Raw genomic sequence first — 18,778 nt, 5'->3', positions numbered from 1 at the left:
TCCGGCTGTGGAGAAAGCTCCGACAGCATCCTGCGCTTTATACATTACTTCAGATCGGCCTGAACCTGATGTATCGGTTTGGCCCAGGGATTTTTCGCCTGTACGTCTGCCGGCAACGCCGCAACAGCGCGTTTCGCATCGTCTTTAGATGCGTACACACCGCTCACCAGCACGTACCACGGCTGGCCGTTACGTGTTGTCTGGTATACCACGAAGTTTTTCAGATTCTCTTTCTTCGCCCACGCATTGAGGTTGTTGGAGTTCGAGGAACTGCTCAACTGCAATGTGTAGTGGTTACCCGGCGCAGACTTTAACGCTCCAACATTTCCGGTAGCGGCAGCAGTGCTTGCCGCAGGCGCGGCGCTGGCGGCAGGTGCAGTCACGGCTTTGGGCTGAGTTTGCACAGGTGACGACGTTACCGCAGGCGCTTTTACCGGCGCGGTAGAGGCGGTTTCAGTGCGCTTCGGCGGCTGAGCGACAGCTTTGGATTCGGCTTTCGGTTCCGCTTTCGACACGGACTCTTTAGCCACCGCCTTCGGCTCGATCACCATCTGCTTGCGTTCGGTACGCGGCGCAGCGGTATGGCTTTCAGCTATAGCAGACTGTTGCTGACGCGCAGCAGCGCCGTTGCCGTTACGTACCGGCGCAACCGTTGCAGGCTCGGTTGGCAGCGTCGAATTTACCGCGCTATCCAACTGAGACTGATTTTGTGGCTGAGTCAGTGCGCTATTCAGATCGCCCTGCACTTCAACACGCTGCTGACCTGCAGGCGCGGCAGGAGCTTCAACTTGTGATGGTGTAGAAGAAATTGGCGGCAGCGAGACATCCTGCTGCGCAGGTGCATTGCCTGAAGTGGGTTGCTGGGCAGGTGCAGGCTGTGCGCCATTTGCCTGATCTGCGGCACCGATATTGCTGGCATTGTTATTGCCAGCGGAAAGATCGATGCTTTTCTCCGCCGGTGCGTTTTGTTCGTTGTTCGTTGTCGGTGCGGGGGATTTCAGCGCAGAACCGATGCCGATGATTAACAGAAGCAGAACCAGAATGCCGACGCCCATCATCACATACTGACGGGAAGCGGGTTTCGCGGCTGCCGCTTTCTTACGTTTACGCGGACGGCGCTCTTCGCGATCCTCGTCAAACGCTTCTTCATCTTCTTCATAGCTCTCTTCTTCACGCTCATCACGCGCCCGGCGGCTGCGAGAAGGGCGGCGTTCGTCCGCATCGACATCAACATCATCAAAGTTGATCTGCGGTTCATCGACACGCTCGGAAGATTGGCGAGAACGACCAGTACGACGATCGCTGGGATCGGGTTTCAGCTCGTCTTCTGGTTTGAATTCATCCATTTAACACCCCACACAAAGGCGTATGCCACATCATGCATCTCGCCCGAAGTTAAACGCCACGCGGTGCGTGACCAGACCTTTCTAATAGTTACGCCTGCTGGCAATCAGCAATAGCGCCAAGTACTACGTCGTGCGACACTCCGCCGCGAACTTCACTCTTCCCTATTGCCAACGGGAGTACTAAACGCATCTCTCCCGCCAACACTTTTTTATCGCGCATCATGTGCGGTAAATAAGCCTGCGCAGACATCTCCTGCGGGCCTTGTACCGGCAAACCTGCGCGTTTCAGCAGCGCCTTTATACGCTGTGTGTCCGCTTTGCTGAACTGACCAAGACGCTCCGATGCATGCGCCGCCATCACCATACCTGCCGCGACAGCTTCACCGTGTAACCAGTTCCCGTAGCCCATTTCCGCTTCAATAGCGTGGCCGAAGGTATGCCCCAGATTCAGTAAAGCACGTAAGCCTGTTTCCCGCTCATCGGCGGCAACAACTTCTGCTTTCAGCTCACAACAACGGCGAATACAGTACGCCATCGCCGGACCATCTAGGCGCAGCAACGCATCCATGTTCTGTTCCAGCCAGGTAAAGAACTCGCCGTCGAGAATAATGCCGTATTTGATCACTTCCGCGAGGCCGGAGGACAATTCGCGGGCAGGAAGCGTAGCCAGACAATCAAGGTCGACAACCACCGATGCAGGCTGATAAAACGCACCGATCATGTTTTTGCCGAGGGGATGGTTCACCGCTGTTTTGCCGCCAACAGAGGAGTCAACCTGAGAAAGGAGCGTGGTCGGCACTTGAATAAAGCGCACGCCGCGCTGATAGCTGGCTGCCGCGAAGCCGGTCAAATCACCCACTACTCCACCGCCCAGCGCGACCAGTGTGGTATCGCGGCCATGGGGCTTTTGCAACAGCGCGGTGAAGACTGTGTCCATCACCGCAAGGCTTTTGTACTGCTCGCCATCCGGCAGAATCACGCTATCCACTTTCACGCCAGCCTGTTCAAGAACATGGCGGACTTTATCAAGATAGAGCGGAGCCAGTGTTTCATTGGTGACCAGCATAACCTGATCACCAGACTTCAGAGGCGAGAAGGAAGCTGGATCGTTAAACAAACCAGCCGCGATGGTGATAGGGTAACTACGTTCCCCGAGAGTGACTGTGATCCTCTCCATGACGCGACATCCACCTTAGTTGCTTAAACCCGCAGGCGTGTGAATTAAGCCAGAATTAGTTGCTTTCCAGCATATGAATAATCTGGTTTGCCACCACTTTAGCACTCTGATCGTCAGTGCGAATGGTCACGTCGGCAATCTCTTCATACAACGGATTACGTTCGTCGGCCAACGCTTCCAACACTTCGCGCGGCGGCGTATCCACCTGCAAAAGCGGGCGTTTTTTGTCACGTTGAGTGCGAGCTAATTGCTTTTCGATAGTGGTTTCCAGATAAACCACTACGCCACGGGCGGAGAGACGATTACGGGTCTCGCGAGACTTCACAGAGCCACCGCCGGTCGCCAGTACGATGCCCTGTTTTTCCGTCAGCTCATTGATGATTTTTTCTTCGCGATCGCGGAAGCCTTCTTCACCTTCAACATCGAAGACCCAGCCCACATCAGCTCCGGTTCGTTTCTCAATCTCTTGATCAGAATCGTAAAATTCCATATTGAGTTGTTGAGCTAACTGACGCCCAATAGTGCTTTTGCCGGCACCCATAGGCCCAACCAGAAAGATATTGCGTTTCTCTGCCATTTTTTCGGTACTACTAAGACTATTCGTTGATGATAAACCCGCTTCGCAAAGACTCGGCGTAGCAGGACATGAACTGAAACCTCATATGCGATAGTGCGAGAGTCAGATCGAAAATTATCTCAGTACTCCGGCTTGTTTGGCAACTGAATAAACACGTAATCCTTCATGCTGCTCATTGTTCGACGGAGACCACTGACGCTCAAATCGGTACTCCTTGTAAGCTAAATCATGTCTCACGTCAAACACATGAACCAAGTTCCATTGAAAAAGGGGGAGTTACGGCAGATTTAATGTACCGCCGCCAACCTGGGCGTAATAAACACCACCAGCTCGCGCCGCTCATTATCTTTCGCGTCCTGGCGGAATAACCTGCCGATGCCTGGAATCGAGCCTAAACCCGGAACCTGCGCACTGTCGGCGGAATTCTTTTGTGAAAAGATGCCGCCCAGCGCCAGCGTATCGCCGCTTTTTACTTCTACCTGCGTTTCAATCTCCTGCTTGTCAATCGCCATCGCCTCACCCCCTGCCTGCTGTAGCACCTGGCCCGGCATATTTTGGCTAATGCGCAACTTCAGCCGTACACGATTATCGGGCAGCACCGTCGGCGTGACTTCCATTCCCAGCACCGCTTCTTTAAATTCCACAGCCGTGCTACCGCTATCGCCGCTGGCAACCTGATAAGGTATTTCGCTCCCTTGCTTGATACTCGCTGGCTGGCGGTGAGAGGCCAACAGGCGCGGGCTGGCGATAATTTCAAGTTGCTGTTTTTGCTCAAGCGCTGACAATTCCAGCTCCAGCAATTGGGCGTTGATACTGCCGATATTAAAGCTGACGCGCGTACTGGCATCCGGAACGGAGAGATCGGCAGAAATGCCGCTAAGCTGACCACGCGCTGCGGGTTTATCCTGCGCCAGCCCCCATTTCACCCCCAACTCGCGCAGGCTTTTTTCATTTATGGTGACGATATAAGCCGCCAGCTCTACCTGCTCGACCGGTAAATCCATCTGCGCGACCCATTTTTCCAGTGCGGCGAGCCCTTCTTTATTGTCACGCACCAGTAACCGGTTAAGCCGCACATCAACCGTCATCGCTCCTTGTGGGCTGAGCAGTTTTTCCCCGGCTTTTGCCAGCTCTACCGCGTCGGCATAGCGCAACACAAAACTGCGTGTTTGCAAGGGTATGTTCTGCTTGCGCTGGCGCAGAGCGGCCTCCTGCTCCGCCTGCTTTTGCTGTCGCCATGCCGTGGTATGAACCTGCCAGATATTGCCCTGCTGGTTTAACGTTAATCCGGCACTGGCAGCAACGGTTTGTAGCGCCTGCTGCCAGGGAACATCTTTGAGGTTCAGCGACACCGTGCCGCTGACCTCAGGTGAAATCACCATGTTCTGCTTCTCCAGCGCAACCAGCGCCTGCAATACCTGGGTGACAGGTACGTCGTCGACGGTCATTGTGACGACACGTGATGTCTGCGCGCCAGCAAGTGGCAGGCTAAAGAGCATCGCGCTCGCTATCCATTTTCGCATGTTGAGTTCCTTCTCGTTGCCAGCGCCATTGCGCTGGAGTGCACTCTTCGCCAACCTCAATCAGCATTTCATCCTGGTGGATAGCGACAACGCGCCATCCGGTGGGCAGTGTTTCGCCGGTAATAAGGCGATACCAGTGCCCGGTATCATCGCGCACGATCCCTATCGGTTGCTCGCCAGTCACTGCGCCGTGAAAATGCCAGTTGCCAAGTTGCGCGGTTTGACATCTATCTGGCGGTGGTTGAAAAGGATCGCGCATGCCGCACAGAAACAGGGGGAGCAGCGCGGCCAGTAACAAACGTCTAATTCGCATTGTCCTGCTCCACTCGCAACGTAAAATTCAGCGCGCCTTCACTGACCATTAATGAAAACGCAGGAACCTGCATGCCGCGCGCTGTTAGCAGCGAAAACGTCTCGACTACACCTTTCCAGCCGGTCTCAAGCACTAATTCTCCGCCCCCTTGAGCAGGCTGCCAGCGGGCAAGTTGGCGCCCCTGTGACTGAAAATCGAGCGGGCTAAATGCCTGAAGCTCCGGCAAGGCCACTGTTTCTGACGGCGGCACCAGCGCATGTAACTTTTGCCACTGCGCGCGCAGCTTTGTGCGTTGTTGCGGTTGTTGAGCAACCAGCCGCATCTGCGTCTCTTTGACCGGAGATATCGCCAACCACCATAAAAGTGCCAGTGCGCAAAGTGAACTGAGTAGCCAACAAAGCACGCGCATTCGTAATGACAAAGCAAACCAAACATCAGGGTTGAGCATCATCACGCTCCCGGTTCAATTGGTAGTGGAATTGCCAGCGCCCCTGCGCATCACGTTCTACTGTGCCTGCGGGTTGCAACTGAAATCCTGTCGTTTTCTGCAACCCTTGCTCAAGCTCGCTTAATGCGTGAAAGGAACCGGCCAGGCCAGCGATTTCAAGCTGGTTTTCTTGCCAGCGCAGAGCAGTAAGCCAGGCGTTGGGCGGCAGATTTTCCGCGAGGGTGAGCAACGTCTGTCGCCACGCCTGAGTACGCTGAAGCCGTAATCGCTGCGCCTGCTCCTGCTGCCAGCGCTGGTGTAGAAGCTGCAACGGCTGCTCGGCGGCGTGTAACCCGGCGAGTAAGGCGGCATCAGATTGCTGCCACAGCGTAGCCTGACGCAGGTCAACCACAGCGGATGCCCGCCATAATGCGCCACCCAGCACAATCACCAACGCTGTCGCGATAAAAACCGCGCCCCACACACGTATGTCGCGCAACCGCTTTTGACGCCGCCAGGGGAGAAAATTCACGGCGGGCTGCATCAGTATCCCCTGGCAACAGCCAGTCCCAGCGCTATCGCGTAGCGTTCTCCGGCATCGGGTAAAGGTGGCTGGCGCGACGGGACAGCGCTCCAGCAGTCAAATCCACCGGGCATCTCGCCGCACTGTGCGATTTCATCTGCGGGCAGCCCAAGCACGGCGGCAAGCTGAGTAGCATTTTCGGCTTCTTCCCGCGCTCGTCGCCCCCAGCTCTCTCTCGTAGCCCATAGCCACTGGCGCTCATCACACCAGGCAAGGCAACGAGCCGGTGGCGTAAGCCAGGGTAACAATGGCTGCAGCGCACTGGCGTCCGGGGTAATAGAGGAAAGATGAAGAGATAATGTCTGCGCTATCTCCATCAGCGACGCCACATCTTTATTTTGTGCAGCAGTAACGCCGTACGCTTTGCCGGGCTCATCTTCGGTGAAATCGAAACAGAGATCGTTTTCTGCCATATCCAGTTCACGCGCCATTGCCTGCGAAACCCAGCTTGTTAAAGCTGGTTCGCGCAGCGTGATTGCCGGTCGCGGCAGCTTTTTTTGCAGGGTTTGCCCGGCGGGAAATGCCATGCGTACGCAATGGCGTTGCGGTAGGGTTTGCCGCCAGGGACGCAATGCATCGAGCAGTTCGTCTGGCGCTTTTATCCGCCCCTGCACCACGACGCCAGGGGATAGTGGAAGATGCCACCAACGGCGCAGCGCCTGGCCGCGACGCCCGGCGGCAAGGGCGACAATGAAGATGCCATCTTGTTGAATATGCAAACCAATTTGCCAGTGCCTGAATGCCATAAATCCCGATCTCCTTATCGTCTCGCTGGATGACGCTATATCAATGCATCAGGCTTGCCTTTATACTACCGCGCGGTTGTTTATAAACTGCCCAAATGACTCTAAATGGGAAATCTCCAGTGAAGTTCGTAAAGTATTTATTCATCCTTGCAGTATGTTGCATTCTGCTGGGAGCAGGCTCGATTTATGGTCTGTACAAATATATTGAGCCACAGCTACCTGACGTCGCCACGCTGAAAGACGTGCGGCTACAAATTCCGATGCAGGTCTATAGCGCTGATGGCGAATTGATCGCGCAATATGGCGAAAAACGCCGTATTCCGCTGACGCTGAATCAAATCCCGCCTGTCATGGTTAAAGCGTTTATCGCCACGGAAGATAGCCGTTTTTATGAACATCACGGTGTCGACCCGGTGGGGATTTTTCGCGCCGCCAGCGTAGCGATGTTTTCCGGACGCGCGTCGCAGGGCGCAAGTACGATTACGCAACAGCTGGCACGTAACTTTTTCTTAAGCCCGGAACGCACGCTGATGCGTAAGCTTAAAGAGGTGTTCCTGGCGATCCGCATTGAACAGTTGCTGAGCAAAGATGAGATCCTTGAGCTTTATCTCAATAAGATCTACCTCGGTTATCGCGCTTATGGCGTGGGCGCCGCGGCGCAGGTCTACTTTGGGAAAACGGTCGATCAGCTAACGTTGAGTGAAATGGCGGTGATTGCCGGTCTGCCAAAGGCACCGTCTACGTTTAACCCGCTCTATTCGCTAGACCGCGCCACTGCGCGCCGTAACGTTGTGCTGGCGCGTATGGAAAGTGAAGGTTACATCACCGAGCAGCAGTATGATCAAGCGCGCGGTGAAGCTATCGATGCCAATTACCATGCGCCGGAAATCGCTTTTTCCGCGCCTTACCTTTCCGAAATGGTGCGCCAGGAGTTGGTCAATCGCTATGGCGATAAAGCCTATGAAGATGGCTACCGCGTTTACACCACCATCACCCGCAAAGTGCAGCAGGCCGCGCAGGCTGCCGTGCGTAATAACGTGATGGATTACGACATGCGCCACGGCTATCGCGGCCCGTCAAATGTGTTGTGGAAAGTGGGCGAAGCGGCGTGGGACAGTAAAAAAATCACCGATTCCCTGAAAACGCTGCCGACTTACGGCCCGCTCTCGCCGGCAGTCGTGACCAGTACCAATCAGCAAGAAGCGACAGCGATGATGGCCGATGGCACATCGGTCTCTTTGCGCATGGAAGGCATGCGCTGGGCGCGTCCGTATCGTTCCGACACGCAACAAGGCGCAACGCCACGCAAAGTCACTGACGTGGTGCAGGTCGGTCAGCAGATTTGGGTTCGCCAGGTGGACGATGCCTGGTGGCTGGCGCAAGTGCCAGATGTTAACTCCGCGCTGGTTTCCATTAACCCGCGTAACGGCGCCGTATTAGCGCTGGTTGGCGGCTTCGATTTCAACCAAAGCAAGTTTAACCGCGCGACACAGGCGCTGCGCCAGGTGGGTTCTAACATCAAGCCGTTCCTCTACACCGCAGCAATGGATAAAGGCTTGACGCTGGCGAGCATTCTGAATGATGCGCCAATTTCCCGTTGGGATGCGGGCGCAGGCTCCGACTGGCGTCCGAAAAACTCACCGGATGAGTATGCCGGTCCGATTCGTTTACGCCAGGGTTTGGGGCAGTCGAAAAACGTGGTGATGGTGCGTGCAATGCGCGCAATGGGCGTGGATTACGCGGCGGAATATTTGCAGCGTTTCGGCTTCCCGGCGCAAAACATTGTTCATACCGAATCGCTGGCGCTGGGCTCTGCTTCCTTTACGCCAATGCAGGTCGCCCGTGGTTATTCGGTGATGGCGAACGGTGGTTTCCTGATCGATCCGTATTTCATTACCAAAATCGAAAACGATCAGGGCAATGTGCTGTTTGAAGTACGTCCGAAAGTCGCCTGTGCCGATTGTGATATTCCGGTGATTTACGGCGATACGCCGAAATCGAACGTGTTGGAAAACAAAGACATGGAAAACGTCGCCACCTCACAAGAGCAGCAGAATTCAGCAGTACCGCAGCCACAGCTTGAGCAAGCCAACCAGGCGCTGGTGCAAAGAAGCGGCGCCGAAGAGTACGCGCCACATGTTATCAGCACCCCGCTGTCGTTTTTGATCAAAAGCGCGCTGAACAGTAACATCTTTGGCGAGCCAGGCTGGCAGGGCACAGGCTGGCGCGCAGGGCGTGATCTCAAACGCAATGATATTGGCGGTAAAACCGGGACCACAAACAGCTCGAAAGATGCCTGGTTCTCGGGTTATGGACCAGGTGTGGTGACTTCCGTTTGGATCGGCTTTGACGATCATCGTAGGGATTTGGGGCGTACTACCGCATCCGGCGCGATTAAAGATCAGATTTCTGGCTACGAAGGCGGCGCGAAAAGCGCGCAACCCGCCTGGGATGCGTATATGAAAGTCGTGCTGGATGGGGTTCCTGAAGAGCCATTAACGCCGCCGCCAGGCGTGGTGACGGTGAATATCGACCGCAGCACCGGCCAACTGGCGAACGGTGGTAGCAGCCGCCAGGAATACTTTATTGAAGGCACGCAGCCAACGCAGCAAGCCGTCCATGAAGTGGGCACCACGTTAATGGATAACGGTGAGTCTCACGAGCTGTTTTAACTCTGCGCCGGGCTAGCCCGGGCTTACAGACAGCAAAAAGGGCGCGAATGCGCCCTTTTCATTTATTATTTCGTGCGTTCAAAGCCGCCCCTGGCCTTTTAGCCATTCGCGAACCAAAAACAGCGCGCTGACATTGCGGGCTTCGTTGAAATCAGGATCTTCCAGCAGGTCCATTAAGTGCTTCAGCGGCCAGCGTACCTGCGGTAGCGGTTCTGGTTCATCACCCGGCAGCGACTCCGGATAGAGATCTTCAGCAACAACGATGTTCATTTTGCTGGAGAAGTAAGAAGGCGCCATACTGAGTTTTTTCAGAAAAGTAAGCTCTTTTGCGCCAAATCCGACTTCTTCTTTTAGTTCACGGTTCGCCGCTTCGTATATACTCTCACCTGGATCGATAAGCCCCTTGGAAAATCCCAGCTCGTAGGATTCAGTGCCAACCGCATATTCGCGGATCAGGATCAGGTGATCGTCAACAATTGGCACAATCATCACGGCTTCGTGCGTAGAGGGGCGCATACGTTCATAAACACGGCGCACGCCGTTACTGAATTCCAGATCCACACTTTCGACGTTAAAAAGTCGTGAAGATGCGACCGTTTCTACGTTAAGAATGGTGGGTTTTTGCAATGATTCGCTCATTATTATCGGTCTTTGCAGAGAAACTTTCGTTATTGTGCGACACTACGCACTGTTTGGGCAATGTACTTTGCCGCTAATTTACATTCTTGCAACCTCTTCGAAATCAATTCCCAATTTGACCCAAAAGTCAATAGCTTGAAATAAAAATAAGAATTTGCTGATATTCCCGTTAGGGTGGTTTTGCTATTCTCTTTGACATTGGTATGCGCTTAAAAATACTCAAGTTAATTGCTTGCTTAAAAGGCCAACCACATTAGATTGTTACGGGAAGGGTGCAACTGACTACACCTGTTAGAAAAAGTAAGATGGGGAAAGCATGAGCACCATTTTGATTTTTTTCGCTGCTATGCTGGCCTGCGCATTCCTCGCCGGATGGATTTTCAGGTTCAGGTCGCAACGTCGGTATCGACTGCCGTATTTACAGGCTTTCACCGGCGCGACGACCCGCAAATTAACACCTGAAGAACGTGAAATGGCGGAGCGTTATCTGGAAGCGCTCTCTCGTACGCAAAACAATCTCGCCCCGACGGGCGCGACTGCCGCGCCTGTTTTCATCAATCTTACCGCGCATAGCAACACGGTACTGTATGTCACGCACTCGATCACCCGCTATGGCATCACCACTGACGCCCCGAATAAATGGCGCTACTACCTTGATTCTGTCGAAGTCCATTTGCCCCCTTCCTGGGAACAGTACATTACCGACGAGAACAATGTTGAACTGATCCGCACCGACTCCATGCCGCTGGTTATCTCGCTCAATGGGCACACGCTCAGCGAATATATGCATGAAGAGCGCGGGGGCGAACTTGAGCGCGTATCGTCGAGCCAATCCGCCATCCGTGGCGAAGAGAGTGAGCAAATTGAGTTGCTCAATATTCGCCGGGAAACGTCGGAGGAGTACGCATTAAGCCGCCCGGACGGCATGCGCGAAGCACTGCTGATCTCGGTCTCGTTTCTATTGTTTTTCTTCTGTCTGGCCTCGCCCGATGTCTTTATCCCGTGGCTGGCGGGCGGCGGCGTGATGCTGCTTGCAGCAGGGCTCTGGGGGTTATATGCGCCACCGGCTAAAAACACACTGCGGGAGATTCATTGTCTGCGTGGCACACCAAAGCGCTGGGGGCTGTTCGGTGAAAATAATCAGGAGCAAATGAATAATATCTCGTTAGGTATTATCGACCTGATTTATCCGCGTCACTGGCAGCCCTTCGTCGCACAGGATTTGGGCCAGCAAACCGATATTGATATCTACCTTGATCGCCACGTTGTGCGCCAGGGGCGTTTTCTTTCCCTGCACGATGAAGTGAAAAATTTCCCGTTACAACACTGGGTGCGCAGCGCCGTCATTTCCGTCGGTTCGCTGGTGGTGCTGGCGATGTTGTTGATTTGGATGCCGCTGGATATGCCGATCAAATTTACCGTGTCGTGGATCAAAGGCGCGCAGACCGTTGAAGCCAGCAGCGTGAATCAGCTGGAAGCCGCTGGGTTGCGGATTGGTGACACGCTGCGTATCAGCGGCACCGGCATGTGTAATATCCACATGCAAAACAACTGGACCTCGCGCCAGACGTCGCCGTTTACGCCGTTCGACTGCTCGCAAATTATCTGGAACAACGCCCCGCCCTTGCCGTTGCCAGAATCCGATATTGTGAACAAAGCCACCGCGCTTGCTCAGGCGGTCAGCCGCCAGCTTCATCCCACTACCGAAGACGATTCCCGCGTAAGCCCGGTGTTACGCTCAGCCATTCAGAAGTCCGGCATGGTGCTGCTGGATGACTTCGCCGATATCGTACTGAAAACTCAGGATTTGTGCGCTGGCCAGGATGAGTGTCTGCGGTTGAAAAACGCGCTAGTCAACCTCGGAAACAGTAAAGACTGGGAGACACTGACCAAACGCGCCAGCGACGGGAAACTCACCGGCGTTAACGTCTTACTGCGCCCGGTAAGCGCCGAGTCGCTGGATAATTTGGTCACCACGTCCACCGCGCCGTTCATTATGCGGGAAACCACCCGTGCAGCGCAGGCGCTGAACAGCCCGGCTCCGGGCGGTTTTGTGATTAGCAGTGAAGAAGGTAGCGAGCTGGTCGATCAACCCTGGCCGCCGATTGCGCTGTATGACTACCCCGCGCAGGAACAATGGAATGAATTCCAGCGGCTGGCGCAAATGCTGATGCAGACGCCGTTTCGCGCGGAAGGGATCATTACCAATATCTATACCGATGCCAACGGCACCAAACACATCAGCCTGCATCGCATGCCGGATGCCAGCGGCCTGTGGCGTTATGCGGGAACCACACTTCTGCTGGTCGCGATGGTGATTTGCAGCCTCTACAACGGTATGCTGGCGCTGCGGCGTTACCAGCGCAACCGCACACGTATCGAAGAGATTCAGCAGTATTATGCAAGCTGTCTGAACCCCCAGTTTCTGCCCACCCAGGATAGCCTCACCAGCTAACGATCTGTCGTGCGAGCTGTGTTAACCTGTCGCGCACGTTTTCTCTGGCTGGAGTTTTTAATGCACCTTGATATCGCATGGCAGGACGTCGATACCGTTTTGCTGGATATGGACGGCACGCTTCTCGATCTCGCGTTTGATAACTTCTTCTGGCAAAAACTGGTGCCGGAAACCTTTGGCGTCAAACAAGACTTAACGCCGGAAGAAGCGCAGAACGTTCTCCGCCAGGAGTATCACGCCGTGCAGCATACGCTAAACTGGTACTGTCTGGATTACTGGAGCGAACGCCTGGGCCTGGATATTTGCGCTATGACCACCCAGCAGGGGCCGCGCGCGGTGCTGCGTGAAGATACGGTACCGTTTCTGGATGCGCTACAAAAAAGCGGTAAACGCCGCATTTTGCTGACCAATGCGCATCCGCATAATCTGGCGGTCAAACTTGAGCACACGGGTCTCGCGTCGCACCTTGATTTATTACTTTCCACCCATACATTTGGTTATCCGAAAGAGGATCAGCGCCTGTGGCAGGCTGTCGCGCATGAAACCGGGCTCAATCCTGAACGGACGCTGTTTATCGATGACAGCGAACCGATTCTTGATGCGGCGGCGAAATTTGGCATCCGCTATTGCCTGGGCGTCACCAACCCGGACTCGGGGCTTGCGGAGAAACATTATCTGCGCCATCCGGGCACTAATGACTACCGCGGCTTGATCCCCTCACTTCTCAAGGAGATGTGATGAAACAGCAGCCTGCGCAGGAAGTTCGTCTGGATAAGTGGCTGTGGGCCGCGCGTTTTTATAAAACCCGCGCCCTTGCCCGCGAAATGGTTGACGGCGGCAAAGTGCATTACAACGGGCAACGCAGCAAGCCGAGTAAAATCGTCGAGCTGAACGCCACGCTCACGCTGCGTCAGGGAAATGATGAGCGAACCGTCATCATTAAAGGCATTACGGAGCAGCGCCGTCCGGCAAATGAAGCCGTCGAGCTGTATGAAGAGACGGCAGAAAGCATTGAGAAACGCGAAAAAATGGCGCTGGCCCGCAAACTTAACGCGCTCACCATGCCCCATCCCGATCGCCGCCCGGATAAGAAAGAACGTCGCGATCTAATAAAATTTAAATTGGGTGATAGCGAATAACGCTCACCCGCAAGAGAGATAATCATGGCCATTCAAGACCAATTACACCGCTATCTTTTTGAAAACTATGCTGTTCGCGGCGAGCTGGTGACCGTTTCCCATACCTGGAAACAGATCCTCGACAACCACAACTATCCGCTGCCGGTAAAAACGGTGCTCGGCGAGTTGCTGGTCGCCACCAGTCTGCTGACCGCAACGCTGAAATTTGCCGGTGATATTACCGTGCAGTTGCAGGGTGATGGCCCGATGAGCCTGGCGGTGATTAATGGTAATAATCGCCAGCAAATGCGCGGTGTGGCGCGTGTTCAGGGCGATGTGCCGGAAAATGCGGATCTGAAAACGCTGGTGGGTAACGGTTATTTGGTTATCACCATTACGCCGGAAGAGGGCGAGCGTTATCAGGGCGTTGTGGGTCTTGAAGGTGATACGCTGGCGGCATGCCTGGAAGATTACTTCCTGCGTTCAGAACAGCTGCCGACACGCTTGTTTATCCGCACCGGCGAGGTTGATGGCCAGCCAGCAGCGGGCGGCATGCTGCTGCAGGTATTACCGGCGCAGGAAACGCAGGCCGATGATTTTGAGCATCTGGCGGTGCTGACAGAAACCATTAAAGCGGAAGAGTTGCTGACGCTGGCGGCGGAAGATGTGCTGTGGCGCTTGTATCACGAAGAAGAAGTCACGCTGTACGATCCGCAAGATGTGGAATTCAAATGCACTTGCTCACGTGAACGCTGCGCGGGTGCGCTGAAGACGCTGCCGGACGAAGAAGTAGACAGCATCCTCGCGGAAGAAGGTGAAATCGACATGCACTGCGACTATTGCGGCAGCCACTATCTGTTTAACGCAATGGACATTGCCGAGATCCGCAACAACGCCTCCCCTGCCGATCCACAAGTCCACTAAATTTCTTCTTTCCTCACGCCGCCTGCGGGCGGCGTTTTGCATGGCTCATCACGTTTCCGCTAAAATCCCCAATGAAAGTGTTACGTAACTTACTTTCATGAAAGCGATTACAGTCACAAAGCTGCGGTTAAAAATGTCGTCTTACGCCATTTTTGGAACATTTACCCCATAAATGAGACTATTTTTGCCATAATCCGTCTCGTTACGTGACCACAATCACAGTGTTTTCCGTCAGTCTGGGTTTGTCGAGTTAGGTAAATCTATGAGCCTCGTCCCGGTAAGCGGGTAAAAAACAACCCTACAATTTAAGGCAGTACATATTGGCTAAGGAGCAGTGACATGCGCGTTAAGAGCTTAACCCCGCAGGATCTCAAGGCTTATGGTATCAACGATGTTCAGGATGTCGTCTACAACCCCGATTACGATACGCTGTATCAGGAGGAGCTCCGTCCAGACCTGGAAGGATATGAGCGTGGTGTGCTGACGAATTCTGGTGCTGTCGCCGTCGACACCGGTATTTTTACCGGCCGTTCGCCGAAGGATAAGTATATTGTGCGTGATGACACCACCCGCGATACCGTGTGGTGGTCCGATAAAGGCAAAGGCAAGAACGACAACAAGCCGATCTCGCCTGACGTCTGGCAACATCTAAAAGGCCTGGTTACCCGGCAGCTTTCCGGCAAGCGTCTGTTTATTGTTGACGCGTTTTGCGGCGCAAACCCGGACACGCGTCTCTCGGTGCGTTTTATCACCGAAGTGGCCTGGCAGGCGCACTTTGTGAAGAACATGTTCATTCGCCCGACCGAAGAAGAGCTGGCAAGCTTTACGCCGGATTTTATCGTGATGAATGGCGCGAAGTGCACCAACCCGCAATGGCAAGAGCAAGGTCTCAACTCGGAAAACTTTGTCGCCTTTAATCTCACCGAACGCATCCAGTTGATTGGCGGAACCTGGTACGGCGGCGAGATGAAGAAAGGTATGTTCTCGATCATGAACTACCTGCTGCCATTGCAGGGTATCGCCTCGATGCACTGTTCAGCAAACGTCGGTGAAAAAGGCGATGTTGCCGTGTTCTTCGGCCTTTCCGGCACCGGCAAAACCACCCTCTCTACCGATCCGAAACGCCGCCTGATTGGCGATGATGAACACGGCTGGGATGATGACGGTGTTTTCAACTTCGAAGGCGGTTGCTACGCCAAAACTATTCGGCTTTCGGAAGAGGCTGAACCGGATATCTTCCACGCCATTCGTCGCGATGCGCTGCTGGAAAATGTCAGCGTCCGCGCCGATGGCAGCATTGATTATGATGATGCGTCGAAAACGGAAAATACCCGGGTGTCGTACCCGATTTACCATATTCAGAACATCGTTAAACCGGTCTCCAAAGCAGGCCACGCAACGAAAGTTATCTTCCTGACAGCGGATGCTTTCGGCGTACTGCCTCCGGTTTCACGCCTGACCGCCAGCCAGACGCAGTACCATTTCCTCTCCGGTTTTACCGCTAAACTTGCCGGCACCGAACGCGGCGTCACCGAGCCGACACCGACCTTCTCGGCCTGTTTTGGTGCCGCGTTTTTATCGCTGCATCCAACACAATATGCGGAAGTTCTGGTGAAAAGAATGCAGGCCGCCGGCGCGCAGGCATATCTGGTCAATACCGGCTGGAATGGCACCGGTAAACGCATCTCTATCAAGGACACGCGGGCGATTATCGACGCGATCCTTAATGGCTCGCTGGACGATGCGGAAACCTTTACCCTGCCGATGTTCAACCTGGCAATCCCGGCCTCGTTGCCCGGCGTGGATACGCGGATTCTCGACCCACGCAATACCTATGCGTCCCCGGCGCAGTGGCAGGAGAAAGCCGCGCAGCTGGCAACGTTGTTTATTGAAAACTTCGAGAAGTACACCGATACCGCTGCCGGCGCCGCGTTAGTCAGCGCCGGGCCAAAAGTGTAATTTGGCTACGCAAGAGAAACAAAACCCGCCAGATGGCGGGTTTTTTTATGCTTCTTTATTCTGCCCACTCAGTCGGGCAATCGGGATCGGCAGCCAGGCGCGAATACAGAGCCCGCCCCGCTCGCTGGTGCCCAATTCAAGAATGCCGTTATGGTTATCCACAATACGCTGAACGATCGCCAGCCCGAGGCCAGTACCGCTGGTGCTGCGCGCACTATCACCGCGGACAAACGGCTGGAACAGGTGTTCGCGCTGCTCCGGTTTGATGCCTGGACCGTCGTCTTCAACCTGGAACCAGGCGCGATTGTGCTCGGTGCCGCTGCTGACTTTGATCCAGCCATTGCCGTAGCGCGCCGCGTTAACCACCATATTGGCAACCGCGCGTTTGATGGAAAGCGGGTGCATGCGCACGAAAATCTCGCTCTCTTTCAATCCGGTATCGATCTCACGCTCGTAGCCACTTTCCGCCGCGATGACTTCACCGAGCACCGCATTCAGTTCAGCCACTTCCATCGGCATTTCCTGCCCGGTACGCAGGTAATCGATAAACTGCTCGATAATCGCGTTGCACTCTTCAATATCTTTATTAATGGATTCAGCGAGATAGCCATCTTCTTCCGCCATCATCTCCGTCGCCAGGCGAATACGCGTGAGCGGCGTACGCAGATCGTGGCTGACGCCCGCCATCAATAACGTGCGATCGTCGGCAAGCTGCTTCACCCCGGCGGCCATCTGGTTAAAGGCGCGGGTAACCGAGCGCACTTCCGACGCGCCATATTCACGCAGCGGCGGCGGAATATGCCCTTTACCAACCTTCAGCGCGGCGTGCTCCAGGTCAACAAGCGGGCGGTTCTGGATACGGATAAACAACCAGGCACCGCCTATTGCCAGCAGCATAATCGCCAGCGTGTAGCGGAACAGCGGGGAGAAATCACCTTGATGAATTTCGGTCAGCGGTACGCGCACCCAGATATTGGGCGACAGCCAGGTTTTCAGCCACACCACCGGCGAGCTTTTATTCACCTCGACGCGCACTTCGGTCGGGCCGCCAAGCTGCTGCGCCATTTGCTGGCTTAAGAATTCGTAATGCTGCGCCCAACGCAGGCCGGCGTCTTCCGCGGCCTCGTTGGAATAAAGCGAAATGCCCAGCTCGCGGTAAATCTCACGGCGAAACGCCGGAGGCACCACCAGCTGCGTGCCGTCCTCCAGTTGCAGTTTATCGGTCATCAACATACGCACTTCGTACGCGAGAACCTTATTAAACTGTTGGAGGCTAGGCAGAATGGCGAAGTTCAGCACCACCAGGTAGGTCGTCACCAGGCTTGCGAACAGCAAGGTGACGATAAGTAACAGGGTGCGGGCAAATGAACTTCGCGGCGAGAAACGCACTCGCATCATGCTTTAGAGCCGTCCGGCACGAACACGTAGCCCAGACCCCAAACCGTCTGAATATAACGAGGATGTGCCGGATCTTCTTCCACCATGCGGCGCAAGCGAGAGATCTGCACGTCAATAGAGCGCTCCATCGCCGAGTATTCACGCCCGCGCGCCAGGTTCATCAGCTTATCGCGAGACAGCGGCTCACGCGGGTGGCTCACCAGCGCTTTCAACACCGCGAACTCACCGCTAGTCAGCGGCATCGGTTCATCTTCGCGGAACATCTCCCGCGTACCAAGATTCAGCTTGAACTTACCAAACGCAATTACCGCTTCTTCCTGAGACGGCGCGCCCGGCAGCTCATTCGCCTGGCGGCGCAGCACTGCGCGAATACGCGCCAGCAGCTCACGCGGGTTAAACGGTTTGGGAATATAATCGTCGGCACCAATTTCCAGACCCACAATGCGGTCCACTTCTTCGCCTTTCGCCGTCACCATAATAATCGGCATCGGGTTGCTCTGGCTGCGTAAACGGCGGCAGATAGAGAGGCCATCTTCTCCGGGCAGCATCAGATCCAGCACCATCAGATGGAAAGATTCACGGGTTAACAGACGATCCATCTGCTCAGCGTTAGCCACGCTGCGAACCTGGAAGCCCTGCTCGGTAAGGTAACGCTCAAGCAATGCGCGCAGGCGCATGTCGTCATCCACGACCAGAATCTTATAATTCTCTTGCATTGTTTATACTCCCAAAGGTTCCGACAATAATGTTTCCGTATTCTAGAAAAGTGCGCGTTCACGACCAGCGAAATCTGGTATACATTCTAGTCGAAATTGTTACAAAGCATATTTAACAGCAGCTTATATGCATATTTCATCACAGAAAGCATGATTAATCTGCACCTTACACTATCCCGTTTGTAAAGTGTGTGCAGGCAAGAAC

At 54.6% G+C, this 18,778-nt stretch carries 17 protein-coding genes; 6 read left to right on the top strand and 11 right to left on the bottom strand.

Annotated features, from left to right (window positions below):
* Window positions 1-44: 44 nt before the first annotated feature.
* The 8 genes from damX to JKP81_RS08500 all read right to left on the bottom strand — a co-directional run bounded on the left by damX (window position 45) and on the right by JKP81_RS08500 (window position 6,692).
* Window positions 45-1,346, bottom strand: coding sequence for a cell division protein DamX (gene damX, locus JKP81_RS08535; protein ID WP_200551384.1), 1,302 nt, complete (start codon window positions 1,344-1,346; stop codon window positions 45-47).
* Between the two features lie 88 nt (window positions 1,347-1,434).
* Window positions 1,435-2,523 carry a 3-dehydroquinate synthase gene (gene aroB, locus JKP81_RS08530; RefSeq protein WP_017459853.1) on the bottom strand — a complete coding sequence of 363 codons (1,089 nt, stop codon included), beginning with the start codon at window positions 2,521-2,523 and terminating at the stop codon, window positions 1,435-1,437.
* A gap of 55 nt (window positions 2,524-2,578) precedes the next feature.
* Entirely contained in the window at window positions 2,579-3,100 is a 522-nt protein-coding gene (gene aroK / locus JKP81_RS08525; protein ID WP_017459852.1) for a shikimate kinase AroK, read from the bottom strand.
* A gap of 287 nt (window positions 3,101-3,387) precedes the next feature.
* The gene (gene hofQ / locus JKP81_RS08520; RefSeq protein ID WP_200551383.1) at window positions 3,388-4,623 is read right to left on the bottom strand and encodes a DNA uptake porin HofQ; all 1,236 of its coding nucleotides are present in this window, start codon (window positions 4,621-4,623) and stop codon (window positions 3,388-3,390) included.
* Window positions 4,589-4,936 (bottom strand): HofP DNA utilization family protein, encoded by a 348-nt coding sequence (locus JKP81_RS08515; protein WP_200551382.1) that lies wholly within the window; start codon window positions 4,934-4,936, stop codon window positions 4,589-4,591. Before JKP81_RS08515 ends, hofQ begins: the two co-directional genes overlap by 35 nt.
* On the bottom strand, window positions 4,926-5,387 hold the full coding sequence (locus JKP81_RS08510) for a hypothetical protein (protein WP_234455573.1): 462 nt from the start codon (window positions 5,385-5,387) through the stop codon (window positions 4,926-4,928). Before JKP81_RS08510 ends, JKP81_RS08515 begins: the two co-directional genes overlap by 11 nt.
* Window positions 5,371-5,907: a PilN domain-containing protein gene (locus JKP81_RS08505; protein WP_200551381.1), complete on the bottom strand. Its 537-nt coding sequence runs from the start codon at window positions 5,905-5,907 to the stop codon at window positions 5,371-5,373. The genes JKP81_RS08510 and JKP81_RS08505 overlap by 17 nt, the downstream gene beginning before the upstream one ends.
* Entirely contained in the window at window positions 5,907-6,692 is a 786-nt protein-coding gene (locus JKP81_RS08500; RefSeq protein ID WP_200551380.1) for a DNA utilization protein HofM, read from the bottom strand. The genes JKP81_RS08505 and JKP81_RS08500 overlap by 1 nt, the downstream gene beginning before the upstream one ends.
* A gap of 119 nt (window positions 6,693-6,811) precedes the next feature.
* On the opposite strand from JKP81_RS08500, the gene mrcA reads away from it, so the two are divergent.
* Entirely contained in the window at window positions 6,812-9,364 is a 2,553-nt protein-coding gene (mrcA, locus tag JKP81_RS08495; protein ID WP_200551379.1) for a peptidoglycan glycosyltransferase/peptidoglycan DD-transpeptidase MrcA, read from the top strand.
* 78 nt (window positions 9,365-9,442) lie between these two features.
* On the opposite strand, the gene nudE is transcribed toward mrcA, so the two are convergent.
* Window positions 9,443-10,003 (bottom strand): ADP compounds hydrolase NudE, encoded by a 561-nt coding sequence (nudE, locus tag JKP81_RS08490; protein ID WP_017459845.1) that lies wholly within the window; start codon window positions 10,001-10,003, stop codon window positions 9,443-9,445.
* 316 nt (window positions 10,004-10,319) lie between these two features.
* Between nudE and JKP81_RS08485 the strand changes: the two genes are divergently transcribed.
* From JKP81_RS08485 to pckA, 5 genes are all read left to right on the top strand, one after another.
* Window positions 10,320-12,458 (top strand): intracellular growth attenuator family protein, encoded by a 2,139-nt coding sequence (locus JKP81_RS08485; RefSeq protein ID WP_200551378.1) that lies wholly within the window; start codon window positions 10,320-10,322, stop codon window positions 12,456-12,458.
* A gap of 60 nt (window positions 12,459-12,518) precedes the next feature.
* Window positions 12,519-13,196 (top strand): GMP/IMP nucleotidase, encoded by a 678-nt coding sequence (gene yrfG, locus JKP81_RS08480; RefSeq protein ID WP_200551377.1) that lies wholly within the window; start codon window positions 12,519-12,521, stop codon window positions 13,194-13,196.
* A complete protein-coding gene (gene hslR / locus JKP81_RS08475; protein ID WP_020455549.1) occupies window positions 13,196-13,597 on the top strand; it encodes a ribosome-associated heat shock protein Hsp15 in 402 nt (133 codons plus the stop codon). Before yrfG ends, hslR begins: the two co-directional genes overlap by 1 nt.
* 24 nt (window positions 13,598-13,621) lie before the next feature.
* On the top strand, window positions 13,622-14,500 hold the full coding sequence (hslO, locus tag JKP81_RS08470; protein WP_200551376.1) for an Hsp33 family molecular chaperone HslO: 879 nt from the start codon (window positions 13,622-13,624) through the stop codon (window positions 14,498-14,500).
* Window positions 14,501-14,839: 339 nt separating this feature from the next.
* Window positions 14,840-16,459 carry a phosphoenolpyruvate carboxykinase (ATP) gene (gene pckA, locus JKP81_RS08465; RefSeq protein WP_200551375.1) on the top strand — a complete coding sequence of 540 codons (1,620 nt, stop codon included), beginning with the start codon at window positions 14,840-14,842 and terminating at the stop codon, window positions 16,457-16,459.
* A 45-nt stretch (window positions 16,460-16,504) separates the two neighbouring features.
* On the opposite strand, the gene envZ is transcribed toward pckA, so the two are convergent.
* Both envZ and ompR read right to left on the bottom strand, forming a co-directional pair.
* On the bottom strand, window positions 16,505-17,857 hold the full coding sequence (envZ, locus tag JKP81_RS08460) for a two-component system sensor histidine kinase EnvZ (RefSeq protein ID WP_017459527.1): 1,353 nt from the start codon (window positions 17,855-17,857) through the stop codon (window positions 16,505-16,507).
* Window positions 17,854-18,573: a two-component system response regulator OmpR gene (ompR, locus tag JKP81_RS08455; RefSeq protein WP_001157751.1), complete on the bottom strand. Its 720-nt coding sequence runs from the start codon at window positions 18,571-18,573 to the stop codon at window positions 17,854-17,856. Before ompR ends, envZ begins: the two co-directional genes overlap by 4 nt.
* Window positions 18,574-18,778: the final 205 nt, after the last annotated feature.

The organism is Kosakonia sp. LAM2021, from assembly GCF_016620385.1.
Taxonomy (GTDB): Bacteria; Pseudomonadota; Gammaproteobacteria; order Enterobacterales; family Enterobacteriaceae; genus Kosakonia; species Kosakonia sacchari.
The sequence above is the reverse complement of the archived record's forward strand: the minus strand, read 5'-3'. Positions and strand labels throughout refer to the sequence as shown.

Bases quoted from the DNA above. Each gene is read 5' to 3' on its own strand.
- aroK (WP_017459852.1), bottom strand. From the start codon at position 3,100: ATGGCAGAGAAACGCAATATCTTTCTGGTTGGGCCTATGGGTGCCGGC.
- hslO (WP_200551376.1), top strand. From the start codon at position 13,622: ATGGCCATTCAAGACCAATTACACCGCTATCTTTTTGAAAACTATGCT.
- nudE (WP_017459845.1), bottom strand. From the start codon at position 10,003: ATGAGCGAATCATTGCAAAAACCCACCATTCTTAACGTAGAAACGGTC.
- JKP81_RS08505 (WP_200551381.1), bottom strand. From the start codon at position 5,907: ATGCAGCCCGCCGTGAATTTTCTCCCCTGGCGGCGTCAAAAGCGGTTG.
- hslR (WP_020455549.1), top strand. From the start codon at position 13,196: ATGAAACAGCAGCCTGCGCAGGAAGTTCGTCTGGATAAGTGGCTGTGG.
- yrfG (WP_200551377.1), top strand. From the start codon at position 12,519: ATGCACCTTGATATCGCATGGCAGGACGTCGATACCGTTTTGCTGGAT.
- damX (WP_200551384.1), bottom strand. From the start codon at position 1,346: ATGGATGAATTCAAACCAGAAGACGAGCTGAAACCCGATCCCAGCGAT.
- JKP81_RS08500 (WP_200551380.1), bottom strand. From the start codon at position 6,692: ATGGCATTCAGGCACTGGCAAATTGGTTTGCATATTCAACAAGATGGC.
- JKP81_RS08485 (WP_200551378.1), top strand. From the start codon at position 10,320: ATGAGCACCATTTTGATTTTTTTCGCTGCTATGCTGGCCTGCGCATTC.
- aroB (WP_017459853.1), bottom strand. From the start codon at position 2,523: ATGGAGAGGATCACAGTCACTCTCGGGGAACGTAGTTACCCTATCACC.
- ompR (WP_001157751.1), bottom strand. From the start codon at position 18,573: ATGCAAGAGAATTATAAGATTCTGGTCGTGGATGACGACATGCGCCTG.
- JKP81_RS08510 (WP_234455573.1), bottom strand. From the start codon at position 5,387: ATGATGCTCAACCCTGATGTTTGGTTTGCTTTGTCATTACGAATGCGC.
- JKP81_RS08515 (WP_200551382.1), bottom strand. From the start codon at position 4,936: ATGCGAATTAGACGTTTGTTACTGGCCGCGCTGCTCCCCCTGTTTCTG.
- envZ (WP_017459527.1), bottom strand. From the start codon at position 17,857: ATGATGCGAGTGCGTTTCTCGCCGCGAAGTTCATTTGCCCGCACCCTG.
- hofQ (WP_200551383.1), bottom strand. From the start codon at position 4,623: ATGCGAAAATGGATAGCGAGCGCGATGCTCTTTAGCCTGCCACTTGCT.
- pckA (WP_200551375.1), top strand. From the start codon at position 14,840: ATGCGCGTTAAGAGCTTAACCCCGCAGGATCTCAAGGCTTATGGTATC.